The 18,033-nt window shown below is 69.9% G+C and carries 20 protein-coding genes and 1 pseudogene; 13 read left to right on the plus strand and 8 right to left on the minus strand.

Features of this window, described 5'->3' with window-relative positions:
• The coding region (locus HN013_RS33620; RefSeq protein WP_283247525.1) for a hypothetical protein at positions 1 to 1,191 on the plus strand (1,191 nt) is incomplete at its 5' end.
• Between the two features lie 27 nt (positions 1,192 to 1,218).
• Here HN013_RS33620 and HN013_RS07595 read toward each other — a convergent pair.
• Together HN013_RS07595 and clpB are read right to left on the minus strand one after the other, a co-directional pair.
• Positions 1,219 to 1,761 carry a YbjN domain-containing protein gene (locus HN013_RS07595; protein ID WP_171164415.1) on the minus strand — a complete coding sequence of 181 codons (543 nt, stop codon included), beginning with the start codon at positions 1,759 to 1,761 and terminating at the stop codon, positions 1,219 to 1,221.
• 288 nt (positions 1,762 to 2,049) lie between these two features.
• The gene (gene clpB / locus HN013_RS07600) at positions 2,050 to 4,677 is read right to left on the minus strand and encodes an ATP-dependent chaperone ClpB (protein WP_171164417.1); all 2,628 of its coding nucleotides are present in this window, start codon (positions 4,675 to 4,677) and stop codon (positions 2,050 to 2,052) included.
• A 226-nt stretch (positions 4,678 to 4,903) separates the two neighbouring features.
• Here clpB and HN013_RS07605 point away from each other — a divergent pair, with 226 nt between their 5' ends.
• Genes HN013_RS07605 through HN013_RS07620 form a run of 4 tightly spaced genes read left to right on the plus strand, consistent with a single transcriptional unit; the run spans position 4,904 to position 7,764 of the window.
• Complete coding sequence (locus HN013_RS07605) at positions 4,904 to 5,488, plus strand: Uma2 family endonuclease (protein ID WP_171164419.1); 585 nt, start codon at positions 4,904 to 4,906, stop codon at positions 5,486 to 5,488.
• A 25-nt stretch (positions 5,489 to 5,513) separates the two neighbouring features.
• Positions 5,514 to 5,930: a pyridoxamine 5'-phosphate oxidase family protein gene (locus HN013_RS07610; RefSeq protein WP_171164422.1), complete on the plus strand. Its 417-nt coding sequence runs from the start codon at positions 5,514 to 5,516 to the stop codon at positions 5,928 to 5,930.
• Positions 5,927 to 7,252: a PQQ-binding-like beta-propeller repeat protein gene (locus HN013_RS07615; RefSeq protein ID WP_171164424.1), complete on the plus strand. Its 1,326-nt coding sequence runs from the start codon at positions 5,927 to 5,929 to the stop codon at positions 7,250 to 7,252. The genes HN013_RS07610 and HN013_RS07615 overlap by 4 nt, the downstream gene beginning before the upstream one ends.
• Positions 7,253 to 7,302: 50 nt before the next feature.
• Positions 7,303 to 7,764, plus strand: a complete 462-nt coding sequence (locus HN013_RS07620; protein ID WP_171164426.1) for an N-acetyltransferase — start codon at positions 7,303 to 7,305, stop codon at positions 7,762 to 7,764.
• 90 nt (positions 7,765 to 7,854) lie between these two features.
• Here HN013_RS07620 and HN013_RS07625 read toward each other — a convergent pair whose 3' ends face one another.
• Together HN013_RS07625 and HN013_RS07630 are read right to left on the minus strand one after the other, a co-directional pair.
• Positions 7,855 to 8,052, minus strand: a complete 198-nt coding sequence (locus tag HN013_RS07625; RefSeq protein WP_312018536.1) for a DUF397 domain-containing protein — start codon at positions 8,050 to 8,052, stop codon at positions 7,855 to 7,857.
• Positions 8,053 to 8,063: 11 nt separating this feature from the next.
• Positions 8,064 to 8,957: a DUF5753 domain-containing protein gene (locus tag HN013_RS07630; RefSeq protein WP_249374828.1), complete on the minus strand. Its 894-nt coding sequence runs from the start codon at positions 8,955 to 8,957 to the stop codon at positions 8,064 to 8,066.
• Positions 8,958 to 9,159: 202 nt separating this feature from the next.
• Here HN013_RS07630 and HN013_RS07635 point away from each other — a divergent pair, with 202 nt between their 5' ends.
• The 5 genes and pseudogenes from HN013_RS07635 to HN013_RS07655 all read left to right on the plus strand — a co-directional run.
• A complete protein-coding gene (locus tag HN013_RS07635) occupies positions 9,160 to 9,603 on the plus strand; it encodes an ATP-binding protein (protein WP_171164429.1) in 444 nt (147 codons plus the stop codon).
• Between the two features lie 12 nt (positions 9,604 to 9,615).
• On the plus strand, positions 9,616 to 10,116 hold the full coding sequence (locus tag HN013_RS07640; protein ID WP_171164431.1) for a hypothetical protein: 501 nt from the start codon (positions 9,616 to 9,618) through the stop codon (positions 10,114 to 10,116).
• Between the two features lie 247 nt (positions 10,117 to 10,363).
• Positions 10,364 to 10,543 carry an SDR family NAD(P)-dependent oxidoreductase gene (locus HN013_RS07645; protein ID WP_283247526.1) on the plus strand — a complete coding sequence of 60 codons (180 nt, stop codon included), beginning with the start codon at positions 10,364 to 10,366 and terminating at the stop codon, positions 10,541 to 10,543.
• Between the two features lie 329 nt (positions 10,544 to 10,872).
• Positions 10,873 to 11,598, plus strand: coding sequence for a HEAT repeat domain-containing protein (locus HN013_RS07650; protein ID WP_249374829.1), 726 nt, complete (start codon positions 10,873 to 10,875; stop codon positions 11,596 to 11,598).
• 213 nt (positions 11,599 to 11,811) lie between these two features.
• Positions 11,812 to 13,459 (plus strand): annotated as a pseudogene (locus HN013_RS07655) (Tn3 family transposase); the annotation flags it as partial.
• Positions 13,460 to 13,525: 66 nt separating this feature from the next.
• Here the strand turns inward: HN013_RS07655 and HN013_RS07660 are convergent.
• From HN013_RS07660 to HN013_RS07670, 3 genes are read right to left on the minus strand one after another with little or no spacing between them, the layout of a single operon-like run.
• Positions 13,526 to 13,852 (minus strand): DUF1048 domain-containing protein, encoded by a 327-nt coding sequence (locus HN013_RS07660; protein WP_171164433.1) that lies wholly within the window; start codon positions 13,850 to 13,852, stop codon positions 13,526 to 13,528.
• Between the two features lies 1 nt (position 13,853).
• Positions 13,854 to 14,210, minus strand: a complete 357-nt coding sequence (locus tag HN013_RS07665) for a DUF1048 domain-containing protein (RefSeq protein ID WP_171164434.1) — start codon at positions 14,208 to 14,210, stop codon at positions 13,854 to 13,856.
• Positions 14,207 to 14,533 carry a PadR family transcriptional regulator gene (locus tag HN013_RS07670; protein ID WP_171164436.1) on the minus strand — a complete coding sequence of 109 codons (327 nt, stop codon included), beginning with the start codon at positions 14,531 to 14,533 and terminating at the stop codon, positions 14,207 to 14,209. The genes HN013_RS07665 and HN013_RS07670 overlap by 4 nt, the downstream gene beginning before the upstream one ends.
• Before the next feature lie 391 nt (positions 14,534 to 14,924).
• Between HN013_RS07670 and HN013_RS07675 the strand changes: the two genes are divergently transcribed.
• Positions 14,925 to 15,461 carry an SDR family oxidoreductase gene (locus HN013_RS07675; RefSeq protein WP_249374830.1) on the plus strand — a complete coding sequence of 179 codons (537 nt, stop codon included), beginning with the start codon at positions 14,925 to 14,927 and terminating at the stop codon, positions 15,459 to 15,461.
• A 221-nt stretch (positions 15,462 to 15,682) separates the two neighbouring features.
• Here the strand turns inward: HN013_RS07675 and HN013_RS07680 are convergent, their stop codons facing one another.
• On the minus strand, positions 15,683 to 16,567 hold the full coding sequence (locus HN013_RS07680; protein WP_171164439.1) for a LysR family transcriptional regulator: 885 nt from the start codon (positions 16,565 to 16,567) through the stop codon (positions 15,683 to 15,685).
• Between the two features lie 101 nt (positions 16,568 to 16,668).
• On the opposite strand from HN013_RS07680, the gene HN013_RS07685 reads away from it, so the two are divergent.
• Positions 16,669 to 17,427 (plus strand): SDR family oxidoreductase, encoded by a 759-nt coding sequence (locus HN013_RS07685; RefSeq protein WP_171164441.1) that lies wholly within the window; start codon positions 16,669 to 16,671, stop codon positions 17,425 to 17,427.
• A 177-nt stretch (positions 17,428 to 17,604) separates the two neighbouring features.
• Positions 17,605 to 18,012, plus strand: a complete 408-nt coding sequence (locus HN013_RS07690) for a nuclear transport factor 2 family protein (protein ID WP_171164443.1) — start codon at positions 17,605 to 17,607, stop codon at positions 18,010 to 18,012.
• Positions 18,013 to 18,033 lie beyond the last annotated feature (21 nt).

Raw genomic sequence — 18,033 nt, forward strand, 5'->3', positions numbered from 1 at the left:
GTGCCCGTCCGCACCCCGGAGCCGCGCCGCGCCCCCGCGAGCGGCCGGGTCCGTCGCGTGGACCGGGTGCGCGCGGCCCTGCGCCGCGCCCTGCCCGCGCTCGGGCTCTACGCCGCGGCCCGGCTGGCCGGCCTGGCCACGGTGGCCTCCTGGGCCTGGTCCACCGGCCGCCACCCGCGGACGCTGCTGGGCCACTCCTGGGACGCCGTCTGGTACGCGGGCATCGCCGAGGACGGCTACGGGCTGGTCGTGCACTCCCCCACCAGCCACTCGGTCATCTACAGCGACCTGGCGTTCTTCCCGCTCTTCCCCGGCCTCGTCCACACGGTGACGGTCCTGACCCCGTTCACGCTCGTCTCCGCCCAGCTCCTCGTCGCCTGGGCCGCCGCGGGCGCCGCCGCCTGGGGCATCTACGCCGTCGGCGAGCGGCTGTACGGGCGCCCGGCCGCCACCTGGCTGGTGCTCCTCTGGGGCCTGCTGCCGCACGCCGTCGTACAGACCATGGGCTACACCGAGTCCCTGATGACCGCCCTCGCCGCCTGGGCGCTCTACGCCGCCGTCACCCACCGGCACGTCTGGGCGGGCGCCCTCGCGCTCACCGCCGGACTGTCCCGGCCCAACGCCATCGCCGTCCCCGCCGCCATCGTCTGCGCCACCCTGATCCTCCTGCGGCGCGAGCCGCGGTCCCGCACCGACTGGCGGCTGTGGGCCGGCGCCGCCCTCGCCCCGCTCGGCTGGGCCGGGTACGTCCTGTGGGCCGGGTACCGGTCCGGCTTCGGCCCGCTCGGCTACTTCACCGTCCAGCGGAGGTGGGGCTCGCGGTTCGACTTCGGCGCGGACGCGTTCCGGTTCGTCCGCCACCTGTTCACCGGCCGCGACGGAATGGCCTACTACGGATCCCTGGTCGTCCTGGTCGTCGCCCTGGTCGCGCTGGTCTTCCTCGTCCTCGAACGGCCGCCCGCCCCGCTGCTGGCCTACACGCTCGTCCTCTGCGTCATCGCCCTCGGCGGGTCCAGCTACTTCGCGTCCAAGCCGCGCTTCCTGCTCCCCGCCTTCCCCCTGCTGATCCCGCTGGCCCTGGGCATGACGAGAGCCCGGTCGCGCACCGTCGTCGTGACGGTCGGCGCGCTGGCCGGGCTCTCGTTCGTGTACGGGACCTACCTGGTGACGATGGCCCGTCTGCCCATGTAGGCCCTGCCCCCGGGGCTTCCCGGAAGGTCAGGCGTCGGCGTCGGGCTTGTCGTCGCCGTCGCCGGACTCCAGGTCCTCCTCCAGGCCCAGCTGTTCCACGAGCCACCGGTCGAACTCGACGGAGGCGCGGACCCAGCTGACGGTGCTGGACACGAAGTGCTCCAGGGACACCCCGACGCCGATCAGCATCTGCGCCTCACCGATGAGACGGACGGTGCCGTCGTCGTTGGTGTGCGTGTAGATCTTCGGCCACAGGGTGCGGCGGTTCCAGTCGTCGACGACCTCCAGGAGCTTGGCCTTGTCGTCGATGCCGTGCGGCCGGTCGTAGAACGTCCGCACCGAGAAGACCTGCTGCTCCTCCTCACCGCGGAACATGAAGTACGTACGGAACTGCTCCCACGGAGCCGCGAGGTCACCCTCGTCGTCCACGAGGTACTTCAGCTCCATCTGCTCCAGGAGCTGCTTGACCAGGTCCTGGTCGGGGATGACGGGACCGGCCGGGCCCGTCTCTTCGGGCTGCGGCTCGGGCTGGCCCCCGAAATTCGGAATCGAGGACGGGTCGATGCTCACCGTGGATTTCCCTTCGTACGGTTGCGGCCATCCTCCCCCACACCAGCCCCTGCCCCGCAACCCCTGACGCATGCGTCGCCCGCCGACCACGCGGCGGGGGGTGGCGGGGGAGGCCGGGAGTGGGCCGTCCGGGCCTCGGGGGGCCTTGTTTCCGGGGCTGCCTGGTTCTTTGTTCCCGGGCTCCCCGGCCTCCCGGGCTCCCCGGGCTCCCCGGGCTCCCCGGCCTCGCGGGCCTCGTGGCCTCCCGGGCCCCTCAGGTCACCCGCGGGGCCTCCCGGGCCCCTCGGGTCACCTCCCGGCGGCCGTCACCGACAGACCCTCGCCCCGGGCGGGATCCCGCTCCACGCGGACGGTGTCCCCGTCCCGCACGTCCCCGGCGAGGATCGCGCGGGCCAGCTGGTCGCCGATCGCGGTCTGCACCAGCCGGCGCAGCGGCCGGGCGCCGTACGTGAGGTCGGGCGCCTGCTCCGGCTCCTCCTGGCCCAGCGCGGCCAGCCAGCGCAGGGCGCTCTCGTCGACGTCCAGCGTGAGCCGCCGGTCGGCGAGCCGCCGCTGCAGCTGGTCGAGCTGGATCCGGGCGATCCGCTCCAGCTGGCCGGTGCCCAGCGGGTGGAACACCACGATGTCGTCGAGCCGGTTGAGGAACTCGGGGCGGAAGGCGGTCCGTACCGTCTCCAGCACCTTCTCCCTCTTCTGCTCCTCCTTGAGCAGCGGGTCGACCAGGAAGGTCGAGCCGAGGTTGGAGGTCAGGATGAGGATGGTGTTGCGGAAGTCGACCGTCCGCCCCTGGCCGTCGGTGAGCCGTCCGTCGTCCAGCACCTGGAGCAGGATGTCGAAGACCTCGTGGTGGGCCTTCTCCACCTCGTCCAGCAGCACGACGGTGTACGGCCGCCGCCGCACCGCCTCGGTGAGCTGGCCGCCCTCCTCGTAGCCGACGTAGCCGGGGGGCGCGCCGACCAGCCGGGCGACCGAGTGCTTCTCGCCGTACTCGCTCATGTCGATCCGGACCATGGCCCGCTCGTCGTCGAACAGGAACTCCGCGAGCGCCTTCGCCAGTTCCGTCTTGCCGACGCCGGTCGGGCCGAGGAAGAGGAACGAGCCGGTGGGCCGGTCGGGGTCGGCGATCCCGGCGCGCGAGCGGCGCACCGCGTCGGACACGGCCCGGACGGCCTCCTCCTGCCCGATCAGCCGCTTCCCGAGCTCGTCCTCCATGCGCAGCAGCTTCTGCGTCTCGCCCTCCAGCAGCCGGCCGGCCGGGATGCCGGTCCAGGCCGCCACCACCTCGGCGATGTCGTCGGGGCCGACCTCCTCCTTGACCATGAGGTCCCGGGCGGACGCCTCCTGCTCGGCCTCGGCCTCCGCGGCCTCCTCCAACTCCCGCTCGACGGCCGGGATCTCCCCGTAGAGCAGCTTGGACGCGGTGTCGAAGTCGCCGTCCCGCTGGGCCCGTTCGGCCTGACCGCGCAGATCGTCCAGGCGTTCCTTCAGCTCACCGACCCGGTTGAGGGACTGCTTCTCCTTCTCCCAGCGCGCGGTCAGCCCGCGCAGCTCCTCCTCCTTGTCGGCGAGGTCGCGGCGCAGCTTCGCCAGCCGCTCCTTGCTCGGCTCGTCCGTCTCGTTGCGGAGGGCCAGTTCCTCCATCTTCAGCCGGTCCACGGCCCGCTGGAGCTCGTCGATCTCCATCGGCGAGGAGTCGATCTCCATCCGCAGCCGGGAGGCGGCCTCGTCGACCAGGTCGATCGCCTTGTCCGGCAGGAACCGGGAGGTGATGTACCGGTCGGAGAGCGTGGCGGCGGCGACCAGCGCCGAGTCCGCGATCTGCACCTTGTGGTGCGCCTCATAGCGCCCCTTGAGCCCGCGCAGGATCGCGATCGAGTCCTCCACGGACGGCTCGGCGACCAGCACCTGCTGGAAGCGGCGCTCCAGGGCCGGGTCCTTCTCGATCCGCTCGCGGTACTCGTCGAGCGTCGTCGCGCCGACCATCCGCAGCTCGCCGCGGGCGAGCATCGGCTTGAGCATGTTGCCCGCGTCCATCGCCGAGTCCCCGCCGGCGCCCGCGCCGACGACGGTGTGCAGCTCGTCGATGAACGTGATGATCCGGCCCTCGCTGGCCTTGATCTCCGCGAGGACGGTCTTCAGCCGCTCCTCGAACTCACCGCGGTACTTGGCACCGGCCACCATCGCGCCGAGGTCGAGGGAGACGAGCCGCTTGTTCTTCAGCGACTCGGGGACGTCGCCCTTCACCATCCGCTGCGCGAGCCCCTCGACGACGGCCGTCTTGCCGACGCCGGGCTCGCCGATGAGCACCGGGTTGTTCTTGGTGCGGCGCGACAGCACCTGGACGACGCGGCGGATCTCGTGGTCCCGGCCGATGACCGGGTCGAGCTTGCCCTCACGGGCGGCGGCCGTGAAGTCCGTACCGAACTTCTCCAGCGCCTTGTACGTGCCCTCGGGGTCCGCCGTCGTCACCCGCTGCCCGCCGCGCGCCTTCTCGAACGCGTCCAGCAGCCGCTTGGCCGAGGCCCCCTGCTGCTCCAGCAGCTCGGCGACCCGCCCGCCCCTGGCGGCGAGCCCGATGAGCAGGTGCTCGGTGGAGACGTACTCGTCGCCCAGGTCCCGGGCCCGCTCCCCCGCGTCGACCAGCACGGCCTGGAGCTCCCGGGTGGGCTGCGGCGGCGCCACCGTCGACCCCTGCACACTCGGCAGCCCCGCCAGCACCCGCTCGGCCCCGCCGCGCAGCACCGCGGCGTCCGCCTCGACGGCGGCCAGCAGATCCAGCAGGTTCTCGTTCTCCTGCCCGGCGAGCAGCGCCAGCAGCAGATGGGCGGGGGTCATATCGGCATGCCCGGCCGACACGGCCCGCTCATGGGCGGCGCTCAGCGCCTCACGGCTCTTGTTGGTCAGCTCGGCATCCACGGCGGGGGGACTCCTCCTATGACTCGCTCTACGACTGGCTCGCTCTTCGTCCTGCCTTGAGCAACGTGCGATAAGTTGAGTCTATTCCACTCAACCTTGACTCCGGTAGTCCGCTGGGATGCTCTCCGGCCTCTCGCGCTCCCTCCTGCGAGTGAACCGGTACGACGAACGGGACGCCACCGGGGGCGGTCGGCGATGCTGGCGTTCGACCACAAGGGGGTGCAGCATGACGGCTATGGCACAAGAGCCAAGGCTTATGACGCCGGAAGAGACCCTCCTGGACTACTTCCTGACCCTGGAGACCCCTGAGGGGTTCCGGGCGGAGTTCATCGAGGGGGAGATCATCGTGTCACCGGCGCCGGATGGCGATCACGAGGACGCCATCGAGCTGATCGTCGCGCAGATGTACGACCACGCGAAGGTACGCATGCAGTGCTCGGGCAACAAGGGCCTGAAACTGCCGCGAGGGGGGCTGTGCACGAAGAACTACGCCATCCCGGACGCCACCTTCGCACCGCGCGAACGGCGTCTCTTCCGAGGCGCACCGACGTGGATGCCCCCGGAGGGAGTCACCCTGGTCGCCGAGGTGACCAGCAGCAAGCCGGAACGGGACCGAATCGCCAAGCGCCACTGCTACGCCCGCGCGGGCATCCCCCTCTACCTCCTCGTCGACCGCGGCGACAGCACGGTGACGCTCTTCGCCGAACCGGCGAAGGACGACTACACCGAGATGCACAGCGTCCCCTTCGGCAAGCCCCTCCCCCTCCCCGCCCCCTTCGACTTCGACCTGGACACCACCGACTTCCTCTGAGCGCCGGGCCATTACCCTGGCGCGCATGGCCCACGACCTCCGCAACCTGCCGGACGACTACGTCGCGTTCTGGCGCGAGCGCCACTTCCCCACCCTCACCACCCTTCGCCGGGACGGCAGTCCGCACGTCGTGCCGGTGGGCGTGACCTTCGACCCGGAGACGTCCACGGCCCGGGTGATCACGCGCAAGCACAGCACCAAGGTCGCCAACGTCCTCGCCGCCGGCTCCGACGGCGCCCGCGTCGCGGTCTGCCAGGTCGCACCCGGCGGATCCTGGGCCACGCTGGAGGGCACCGCCGTCGTCCGCACGGAACCGGAGGCGATCGCCGACGCGGTCGCCCGCTACGCGGAGCGGTACGAGCGGACGCCCGAACCCAACCCGGAGCGGGTCCTGATCGAGATCACGGTGACCCGGGCGATGGGATCGGTACGGCCCGCATGAGGAGATCGGGCATACGCGCGCTCGCGACGGCCTGTGCGGCCACCGCCGCCCTCACCCTGCTCACGGCCTGTGGCGGCAAGGACGGCGACGGCCCGGGGAAGGACGACGGCGACGGAGGACCACGTTCCGACGCCCGCTCCGTCCCCGCGCCCCGACGGAGCTTCGACCCGCCCCGCGCGTTCGACACCGCGAGCGCCGTGGATCTGCCCAAGGAGTCGTACACCGGCAAGGTGACCATAGGTGGCGCCCTGGCCGGCCGGCCACCGGTCGTCCTCCACCGGACCCTCGCGCACATCGCGTCCGCCGACGCTCTCCAGACCGTGGACGCCTCCACGGGCCGGGTCGTCTCCCGGGTCGGCCCCGCGCGGGAGGCCCTGAAGCCGGCGTCCTCGATGTTCGAAGCGAGTCCGGTGCAGCCCCCGGCGGTCGTCGAGACCGCGGCGGTCCCCGTGGTCGTGCAGCCCTTCCTGGTCAAGATCCCCGGCAAGGGCACGACCGCCGCCGGCCAGGCGGTGGAGGTCGTCGTCGCGGACGCCGTCACCGGAGAGCTGAAGTGGCGGACGGAGGTGCCGCTGCCGCGCTGGGAGGACTACAGCACGCCGGAAGTCGCCGTCGCCGGCGTGGACAAGGGCGTAGCGGTCGTCACCGCTACCACCGGCGACCACGCCCTCACCTTCGCCCTGAGCATCGACACCAAAAAACCCATGTGGCAGAAGGAGTTCGCGGGTGTCGCCGTGGCCGGTGGCGTGGTCGCCGGTCCGGATCCGCGGGGCATCGGCGAGAAGCAGCGGCTGAAGGCACTGGACCTCGCGACCGGTGAGGAGAAGTGGTCGACGAAGGACGACAGTTACGAGTCCTCGGTCCGCGCCGCCTCCCCGACGCTCCTCGCGTTCTCGGGACGGGACTACGGTTCCGGGCACGGCTTCCTCCGCTTCCTCGACGCCGCGTCGGGCGACGTCAGGAACGAGCCGAAGGACGACGCCCCGGGCCCCGACTGCTCGTACGACGGCCGGTCGGTCACGGTCTGCGCCGGCTCCCGCGGACAGGGCCCGGTCGTCGCCCTCGACGCGCGGACCGCGAAGGAACTGTGGCGGCTCCCCGACCAGGGCGCCAACCGTGTGGCCCCCACCGTGACGGCCGTTCACCACGGGCTGGTCTACGGCAGGACCGCGAACGGCCCGGTGCTCGTGGATGCCCTGACGGGCAAGGACGTGGACACCAAGAGCCCGTTGGGCGTGGCCCCGGTGCTCGTGAACGGCTACACGGCCGTGGCGCTGGACCGCCGGACGGACACCCTCAAGGCATACCGCACCAAGGGCTGACGACCGGAACCCGAGTGACGCTCCCGACTCCGCTGCCTAGGATGCCGCGCATGGTCCCCGTGCACTGCGAACCCGTCACCGCCGACACCTACGAGGCGGTGATCGCCCTCGACGTCCTGCCCGGCCAGCGCGACTACGTCGCCCCGAACGTCCGCTCACTGGCCGACGCGTGGGCGTATCCGGCGGCGGACCCGCTCGCCCTCCGCCATGGGCCGGAGCTGATCGGTTTCGCCCTGCTGTACCCGGTGGGGGACGCCCCGGGGACCGTCTCCCTCACCCGCTACATGATCGACCACCGCTTCCAGGGGCAGCGGCTGGGCCACGCCGGCCTGGCCGCCGTCCTCGACCACGCCCGCTCGGCGGGCCACACCCGCGTCCGGCTCAGCGTGGTCCCGGGCAACCACGTCGCCTTCCGCCTCTACCGGGCGGCCGGCTTTGAGGAGACGGGCGACCTGGAGGACGGGGAAATCGTCCTCGCCCGCGACCTCGCACCGGCCACCCCCTCGCCCTGACGAGAAGACGGCCGGCCTCCGGTCGGGGGTGACTCCTCGCCAACCAGCGGGAACTTGTGAAGGGTTAGGGCGCTTCGTCCGACTTCGGCATTACGAAGTGCGGTCCATCGCACCGGATTTCACGGCACGTATGAGCCCGGCGAGCGTGGCGGCATCGCTGCTGAGCACCTCGCCGGGCTCCTGGCTCTCTCTGATGCGGACGATCCCCGCTCCACCGGCGATTTCCACGCACTCATTGTCCTTGGTACTGGCCGAGTAGGAACTCTTCTGCCACAGCGGTCGATTCACGATGTCACTCCTCACAATTCCCGAGCCACACGCCTGATCAGATCCCGTGAAGCAGCTGGGGAAAGAGCCACCCGCCCCACCGCGTCGAGGACCTTCCGGTAGGCGCCGAGCTGTTCGTCCGCATCGACGAAGGAACAACCGTCGATGGTGTCGAACTGCGCAGTGTCCAGCCTCTCAACGTGGCCCGAGGCATACAACATGGGGAATGAGGCTTCAGTGAAGCCATCGGTGTCGAAGGGAACGACCCGCAAGGTCACCGCCGGGTGCTCGGAAAGGTCAAGCAGCAGAGCAAGCTGCTGCGCCGCCACCCTGCGGTCGCCCACTCGGATGCGCAACGCGGCCTCGTGAAGGAGCGCGTCCAGCTCCGGCGGCTTCTCCCGTTCGAGAACCGACCTGCGCCTCACCCGGAACTCGGCCACGGCCTCAAGGGCCTCCGACGACAGTTCGGGCATCGTGTTCGCGTAAAGGCTCCGAACGTGGTCCTTGCTCTGCAACAACCCGGGAATGTGCACGACCTGCAATGCCCGGAGCGCCGTGGCATGGTGCTCAAGCTCGGCGATATCCAGGGACAGGCGGCCGAGCGCATCCTTGTACTCGTCCCACCATCCCCGTCCACGATCCCTGGCCATGGCGACCAAGGCCTCCACGAACGCGTCGTCCGACTCCCCGTAGTGAGCGGCGAGGCTCCGCAGACGATCACCACTCACCGCCGCCCGGCCGGCTTCGATGTAGGAAAGCTTTCCCTGGTCAAGGCCGACTGCTCGGGCAGCTGCTCCTGCGGCGACGCCTGCCCGCTCGCGCATCTTCCGCAGCTCTGCGCCCAACCGCTGCTGACGGGCGGTGGGGTTCGCTCTACGGGGCATGAACTCCTCTTCCTCGGCCGGTCTGCCGCGCCACTGTGCCATGCCGGTGCCCTCCCGGGCGAACTTCCGCTCACCCGCTTGCGAGGGGCTATAAATAGCCCCTACGTTGAGTGCCGCGCCGCTCACACCGCGCCGCGCCGGCCCGCTCCGGAAGCGCACCGAAGCCCCCTGCCCACACGCCGGGGCAACGGCAATGACACCGGGAACCGGACCGCTCCCACCCACCACCCCCGCCGGAGGCGCCATGCTGCCCCGACCCGCCGTGCCCGATGTCGCGCCCTTCTCGTACACGTTGAACATCCCCCACGATCCGCGTGCCGTCAGAGTCGCCCGGGCCTCGATCCGCTCGGCGCTCATGACGCACGAACTGCCGGAGCTGGCCGGGGTGTCGGAGCTGCTGGCCAGCGAGATGCTGACGAACGCGATCCTGCACTCGTACGGGGAGACGGAACTCCACCTCCGCTGGGCGTGGCAGACGCTGCGGATGACCGTGTGGGACAGCAACCCGAAGCCGCCGGACCTCCGCCCGTACGACCTCTACGGCGAGAGCGGCCGTGGGCTCCGGCTGCTGCGGCTGCTGTCGGACCGGTGGGGGTTCATCACGCGGGACCGGGAGGGCTGGGGGCGGACGGCCGCGAAGGCCGTCTGGTGTGAAATCGGAAGACAGGTCGGTTCTGCCCGGATCTGAGACGATGGGGGCATGACGGATGATGCCCTATTCGGTGCGATCACAACGGTATTGGACACGGAGCACGGCACCCTGACCGTCTCCGGCCCGAACGTGCCGGAGGTCGTCGTGAGCCGACGGCCCGGAGCGGCGACCGAGGCGTACATACCGATCGGGACGCGTGGCGCGGACGAGCTCACGGTGACGGTGGACGGGGCGGTGGGCACGATCAAGCCGAGCAAGGGGCGGCTGACCAGGCGCTCGTTCGCGGTGGACGTCTCGTACGCGGGCACGGCCTACCGCCTCGTGCCCGACTCGCTGGACGGCAGCCGCCTCCTCAGGGGCCGGCGTCGCATCGGCACGTTCACTTCGGCGGGGGACGGAACGGTCCCGGTGGCGGAGTGGATCGAAGGTGCGGACGCCCGCCCGCTCGACGCGGCCGTCGGCTACGCCCTCGCCGCGGCGTTCGGTACGGGTGCGCAGCCGATGTGGATGCTCACCCTCGAAGCGGTATCGGCGGTGCTTCCGGGATGAGGTGCCAGTGCTGTGACCGCATCGCGTAACTGATCCGCATCCACCAACAGCCGGAACACGCCTTCCTTCTCCTTCTCCTTCGTCGAGTTCGGTCCGCTCGGAGTCCGTCCGACTGTCCGGTCGGCGCGGCCACGGCACTGCCGTGCATTTGATACGTGTAGATGACATCCCTGCCGACGCGGCCGGCCGCGCCCGAGGACGACTGCGGCGGTCAACGGCGCGAGAACGGCGGGAGGTTGAGGAGCGAATGAAGGACGTACTGGTCACCGGCGCCGGCAAGGGCATCGGTCTGGCGATTTCCCGGCGGCTCGCGAAAGCAGGGTACGGAGTCATCGGCGCCGCTCGAAGCGCACCCGACGAGGAGTTCCCCGGCACGTTCCTGCGGTGTGATCGACCTCGGGGCCATCGGTACAGCGGTTATCGGTGAGGATGATCACGGTCGTCCAGCACAGTGATCCTCTTCGCCGCTGGGGTTCGGTGAAACGCCTCCGGACCTGGTCCGGGGCTGGCTACGGTCCGGCTCGTGCCGGTGGAATTTCTGAGTGATGAGCAGGCCGTTATCTGGATCTTCCACTCTCACTGGTCGGTGGGAGCTGCTGTTTTGTGTTGCTGACAGTGTCAGCTACGCGCCCTCCCGACGTGCTGTGGGTGAGCGTCCGGTCGTCCGGGGGCCGTGGACACCAGCGTCGTCGTGGGCGTGGGACGAGTGGTTTATCGAGTGGTCGTGGTGGGTGCCGCCGAGCCAGACTCAGGGTTATGGACGGCATGATTGCCCAGCTGGTTGGCGAACTGGATGCGGATTCGAGCGAAGTGGCGGAGGACGCCCAGCATGCGCTGATCGCTATGGGGTCAGACGCGCTGGACGAGCTGATCGCAGCAGTACCTGGCCTGGGACGGTTTGGACAGCTGTGTGCCATTGAGGTCTTCACTGCGCTGCAGGATCCACGGCCGGGAGACGTGCTGATCGACCTGCTGGACAGCGAGAGCTCCACCGTTCGCCAATGGGCGGCCGAAGCCCTGGCGGACCTGGAGATCCAGCGTGCCGTGCCGGGACTTCAGCGAGCCTATGAAGCCTTTCGGCAGCGAGGTGAAGCCCCCGACGACAGCGAAGGAGTGGCACTTCGCGGGGCACTGTGTGATCTCGGTGCCTGTGAAGTCGTGCTCCCGCCCCGGGCCGCCGCGTTGCGGCGCTCGCTGGAGAACTTGGATCCGGCATGGCCGACAGTTCACCTCGCCGAAGTCATTGAGCAGCTTGCCGCTCACGGTCAGGCAGTGCTCTATTTCCAGGTATGGCAGGTCAAGCCCGGTGGTGGGACCTTCGGAAGCCATGGTCCGGGCATCGACTGGGAGATTGACCGCCGGTTGCCCTGGGATCGGATTGTGGCCGACTGCCGGGACTGGGCCTTGCTGGCAGCCGAAGCAACCGACAAGGCTCCAGATTTGGTGGCAACGATTTGCTGGATCGATGCCTCGGACCTGTGATGGTCAGTGGCCCAGTCGGCAGTTGCTGCCAACTCCTCATCTCAGGAGGGAAATTGCGCCTTGAAGCTCGGTCGCGAGGCTGACGCGCTCAGTCAACGGATGCAGGTCGCGGAGCTGGCCAAGGGCGACGGCGAGTCCGTTGCGGAGCCGTTCGTTCTCCTCGCTGAGTTTGCGGTTGGCGTCCCGCAAGGCTCTGACCACCGTCTCGTGTGACTTGGTGGAGATCCGCTGCTGTCGTGCGAGGTGGACGACAAGCTCGTGCCGCCCGCGTGGCGCAAGGCGGTGTACGCCAACCCCGATCTGCCGCAGGGCGCCGGATCGGGACGCCTACGCTGTGTGCGTGCTGGAGCAGCTGCACCGGGCCCTGAACAACCGCGACGTGTTCGCCGCCCCGTCGCACCGCTGGTCCACCCCGCGGGCCCGCCTGCCGGGCGGGCCCGACTGGGACGCGGTCGAGGAGGACGGCCTGGCGGCCCTGAGCCTGGACACGCCCGTCCAGGAGCACCTGGCGAAGCTGGTGCGCGGCCTGGACGCCGGATGGAAGCAGCTCGCCGAACGCCTTCAGGAGGCGGGGCCGGCGGCGAAGGTCTCCATTGCGGTGCAGGACGACGGGCGGGTGAAGCTGAACGTCGACAAGCTCGGCGCGCCCGGCGAGCCGAAATCCCTGACCTGGCTGCGCAAGCGGGTCGAGAAGATGCTCCCGAAGACCGACCTGCCGGACCTGCTGTTCGAGGTGAACGCCTGGACCGGCTTCCTGGACGCGTTCGTGCACCTCGGGGACGGCACCACCCGGATGAAGGACCTGCCCACCTCGGTGGTCGCGCTGCTGGCCTCGGAGGCGTGCAACATCGGCCTGGCCCCGGTGGTCAACCCCGGCTACAAAGCGCTGACCCGAGCCCGGCTCGTGCACGTCGACCAGTACTACCTGCGCGCCGACACCATCGCCGCGGCGAACGCGCGGCCCATCTCCGCCCAGGCCGGCATCCCGATCGTGCGCTACTGGGGCGACGGGCTGCTCGCCTCCGTGGACGGGCTGCGCTTCCAGGTACCGGTGCGCACCATCAACGCCGCCCCGTCGCCGAGGTACTTCGGGTTCAAGCGCGGCATCACCTGGCTCAACGCCGTCAACGACCAGGTCGCGGGCATCGGACAGATGGTCGTGCCCGGCACCCCGCGTGACTCCCTGCACATCCTGGACGCGCTGCTGAACCTCGACGGCAGCGTGAAGCCGGAGATGGTGGCGACCGACAATGCCTCTTGCTCCGACATAGGGTTCGGCCTGTTCAAGATCCTCGGCTACAACTTCAGCCCCCGGTTCCGCGACCTGGACGACCAGCGGTTCTGGCGGGCCACGATGCCCGGCATCGAGACCGGCACCTACGGCGCGGTGGAGGACCTGGCACGCAACCGCGTGAACCTGAACAAGGTGATCACGCACTGGCTGGACATACTGAAGGTCGCCGGCTCCCTGGTCACCAACCAGGTCCGCGCCTACGACCTGCTGCGCGTGGTCGACCCGGTCGACGACACCTACCGCCGTCAGATGAACCGGCAGCTCACCGTGCAGGAGTCCCGCCACAAGCCGGCCCGCGACGTATGCCACGGCAAGCGCGGCACCATCCACCAGGCGTACCGCGACGGCATGGAGGACCAGCTCGGCGCGCTCGGCCTGGTCCTCAACGCCATCGTGCTCCGGACCACCCGCTACATCGACGCCGCCGTCGCCCAGGTACAGCACCGCAACCTGAACCTACTCGGCCGCTACAGCCTCACCCCCAGCGTCCCGGCCGCCGGTGTCCTACGCCCGTTGCGCGACCCGGACGCGCCGGAGCTGGATGAGGACGAAGAGGGCGAGGAGTGAGTGCGAGGGTACTGCTCGACGGTTACGCAGTGCCCTCGATTTCGGCCCGCACCCGGGCGGCGGGCGTCACTTCTCGTCCGCGCCGGGTTCCGCGCTGATGGATGCCTGGTAGACATCCGCGTAGGTAGGGGAGTCCTTGACCAGGTCGTCGCAGAACGCGGCGACGTCGGTGCCGATGAGTTCCACAACCCCCTTGCCCGCGGCGACGCCCTCCTCGAAGAAGTCGACGATCCCGGGGAGCAGGGGCCCGTCAGGCAGGCTGATCGGTCCGACCTTGAACAGGTACTTCTGCATCTCCTTGTAGACGATCTGGTAGTCCGGCGGGAGTGCCTTGACCCGAGCCACGTGCGCCCGCCACTCTTTCTTGCCTTCGATGATGTCCTGGATGCTCACGTCAGCCTCCCAGCCGGCTCAGTTTCCTCGCGACGTTCCTGTTCAACTGCTCGCGCCACCGTTCGCGATAAGTCCGGGCCCCTGCTCCGCCGGCCAGCGCGGTGCAGAAGCCTTGGATGTCCGCGCCGAGCACCTCGTGGACGCTCTGGCCGTCCGCCGCTGCTACTTCGAGCAGCCCCAGGGCGGAGTCGAGGATCGGCATCAGGTTGCGACCGGTGAAGTCCCCGTAGGGGAAAAGGTGGGCGATGATCTGGCCCCACGCCGCCCGGTAGTCGTCCGGCAGGACATCGGCCCGGGCTTCGAACGCCTTCCATTCCCTGGTGAGATCGCTGCCTGTGACCTTCTCCCAGAAGTTCATCTCCCGCCCTCCTTGAGTCTGTCGATGCGTGATGAGAGGTACTGCCATTTCGCCCAGAACTTCGCGAGTTCCTCGCGTCCGGCGTCGTTGAGGGCGTAGAACTTGCGCGGCGGACCGACCCCGGAGGGTCGTTTCGTCACCTGAACGAGCCCGTTCCTCTCCAGCCGCAGCAAGATGGTGTACACCGTCCCCTCGATGACGTCGGCGAAGCCGAGCTCGTTCAGTTGGCGGGTGATGGCGTACCCGTAGGTTTCCTCGCTGCCGATGATTTCGAGCACGCACCCTTCGAGCGTGCCTTTCAACATCTCCGTCAGGTCGTCCATCGCGGATGCTCCTCAACCCTTTCGGTACTGCGTGATACCGAGTACCACTATACGGTAGCACCGAGTAGTGGAGGTGACAGCTCCTCCGGCAGGCGCAACCCCGGGGCCCGTCGGCGAGGACCAGTGCTCCACGGCGGCGGCCACTCATCGGCCCGGCTCCACAGTCAGTGGGGCCCACACCCCGATCCCCTCATGCTGCTTACCGGCCAGCTTGCGCCTGTCGGAAAACTTGGCACCCTCAAGTGATCAGCGCACCATCTCGCCCGGCGCGAGTACGAGAACCGGGTCAGCACCCTCACACCCTGACCATGATCGTTCTCACCGATAGCCGCTGTACCGATGTTCCCCGAGGGCGGTGATCTCGCCGACGTCGCGGACACCGCACGCATGCTTGAAGAAGCCACCCGAAGCCACACGGTCCTGCCGGGTCGTCAACGACGCGGGCATCACGCAGCCCCAGCCCATCAAGGATCTCGATCTCGCGGCCCTGCATCAGGTGATGGATTTGAACCTGCGCGCCTCGGTCCAGATCGTCCAGGCCCTCGCGCCGGGCATGCGCGCCGAGCGATTCGGCCGGATCGTCAACATCACCTCGCGGGCGACGTACGGCGCCAAGGACCGTACGTCCTACGAGGCGGCCAAGAGCGCGCTCGTGGGCTGCGCCCGGTCCTGGGCGCTGGAACTCGCCTCGGACGGCATCACTTCCAACGCGGTGTCGCCCGGCCCCACCGCGACCGAGCTGTTCCGCCGGGCGCGGCCCGTCGGCAGCGAAGACGAACGCAAGACGATCGACTCGATCCCGATGGGGCGCCTGGGTACTCCCGACGACGTCGCCGCGGCCGTCGCGTTCCTGCTCTCCGACGACGCAGGGTTCGTCACCGGCCACGCCCTCGACGTCGACGGAAGAAGCAGCCTCGGCGGACGCTGACGTCTGGGTGCGCAAGAGGTAGCCGTCGAGCTCACGGCAGCCCAGGACGGTCCCGACACGCTGCCACGAACCAGGCCCGTCTGGAGGACGAAAGTCCTCGTCGCCACCGTGGAGAGACGGGAACGGCCTCCCACCCACCGAGGGTCCGGCCAGGCGAACCCTCGGTCACAGACACCGGGGGCGCTCCGGGATCGGGGCGAGCCGCCGGACGGCGCACCTCTTCATGCGGCCCGTCGCGCTTCCTGCCCCGCCAGCTCCACCACCGTCCGCACCAAGCGCCCCACCCACCCCTGGTGGATCCCTTCGCGCCAGGCGACGACCGTCTCGTAGGGCCGGGCGTCGGGGACGGGGCGGTAGACCACGTCGCTGCGGGGGTTCCGCTCCGCCAGGGACACCGGGATCAGGCCTACCGCCTGGCCCAGCGCCACGGTCTCCATGAGCTGTGAGCTGTCGCGGATGACCGGGCCGGGGATGCCCGGTTCCGACCAGTAGGCCAGTTCCTTGCTGCTCAGACCCGGGCAGTAGGGCATGGGCAGGCCCTCCAGGTCGGCGCGGCTCAGCGCGGCGCGCCCGGTCAGCGGGTGGCCCGCGGGGAGCGCGGCCACCCGGGGCTCGGAGAACAGGGGCTCGTACTCGACCCCGTGCCGGTCGAAGGGGGTGCCGATCAGGGCCACGTCCGCACGTCCGTCCCGGATCATCGCCGCCTGCTCGCCGAAGCCGCTGATGGCGATCTGCACCTCCGGGGCGCCGGGCAGGGCGCCGTAGGCGGTGACCACGCGGCGGAGCAGGTCCGTCGCCACGCTCGCCTTGGCCGTGAGGACCAGCGACGGCACTTCCGCACCGGCCCGGCGCGTCCGGCGGCCGGCCGCCGAGACCGCGTCGAGGACGCGGTCCGCTTCCTCCACCAGGGCGATGCCGGCGGGCGTGAGCTCCACCCTCCGGTCGGCGCGGTCGAAGAGCCGTACACCCAGCCGCCGTTCCAGCTGCGCGATGGCGCGGGAGAGCGGGGGCTGCGACATCCCCAGGCGCTGCGCCGCCCGCGAGAAATTGAGCTCCTGGGCAACGGCCCGGAAGTACCGCAGCTCCCGCACCTCGATGTCGACCATACCCGCAGGGTATAGCACGAGGCCGAAGCGGTCTTTCCCCAACCGGTCGTCTCCCTGCTGAAGTTGACGCATTGATCGTCGTACGGAGAAGGGGGCCGCTCATGGAGCACAGCGGCGAAGTCGCGCTGGTGACCGGTGCGAACAAGGGGATCGGGCGCGAGATCGCCCGTCGGCTGGCGGCCGAGGGAATGACCGTGTACGTCGGCTCCCGCGACCCGGAGCGCGGCGCACAGGCCGTGGCCGAGCTGAAGGCCGAGAACGCGGACGTACGTTTCGTCCAGCTCGACGTGACCGACGAGCGGCAGGCGCGGGCCGCGGCGCGCACGATCGAGGAGGAGCACGGACGGCTGGACGTGCTCGTCAACAATGCGGGCATCGTGGGCAGTTGGGGCCTCACCGTCGAGGATGTCACCGGCGACGACGTCCGGGGCGTCTTCGACGTGAACGTCCTCGGGGTGATCACCGTGACCCAGGCGTGCATCCCTCTCCTCCTCCGTTCCCCGGCGGGGCGGATCGTGAACCTCTCCAGCCCCCTGGGTTCGCTGACCGTGCTGAGCGATCCGACCCACCCCATCGCCGGCGCCGGCCTGGTCGCGTACAGCGCGTCCAAGGCCGCTCTCAACGCGGTCACCCTGCTGTACGCCAACCACCTCCGGGCCACGGGCATCCGCGTCAACTCGGCCAACCCCGGCCTCGTCGCCACCGACCTCAACATCGACTCCCCGCGGAGCCGCGGCAACCGGACCCCCGCGGACGGGGCGGAGGTCCCGGTCGCCCTGGCCCTGCTGGGCCCCGACGGCCCCACCGGCACCTTCCGGGGCGGCGACGGCACTTCGGCGGAGGAGACCGTGCCCTGGTGACCCGGCCCGGCGCCCCCTCCGGACCACCGGATCTCTGCCGAACCACCGGACCACCAAATCCCCGGATCCCCGGATCCCCGGATCCCCGGATCCCCGGATCCCCGGATCCCCGGGGGGCCTCCCCCCTCCCCCTCCCCACCCACCCCACCCACCCCTCGATTCGAAATGAGCGACCTCATGACCTCCTCCGGCTCCGACGCCACCTCCACCACCGAGCAGAACAAGCGCATCGCCCAGGAGTTCTTCTCCCTCGGCTTCAATGACAAGCGCCCGGACGAGGCGGCGGCCCGGTACCTCGGCCCCGTCTACATCCAGCACAACCCCGGAGCCCCCGACGGGCCCGAAGCGTTCGTCAGCTTCATCACCCACTTTGGCAAGCAGCACCCGGAGCTGAGCATGGAGTTCAAGCGCGTGGTCGCCGAAGGTGACCTCGTCGTCCTGCACAGCCACATGCGGACCTCGCCGGAGGACCTCGGCAGCGCCGTCATGGACATCGTCCGCATCGAGAACGGCCGGATCGTCGAGCACTGGGACGTCGTCCAGCCGATCCCGGACAAGGCCGCGAACGACAACACCATGTTCTGAGGCGGGAGTCGGGCCTGCGGG

It is taken from the genome of Streptomyces sp. I05A-00742, assembly GCF_013055795.1.
Classification (GTDB): Bacteria; Actinomycetota; Actinomycetes; order Streptomycetales; family Streptomycetaceae; genus Streptomyces.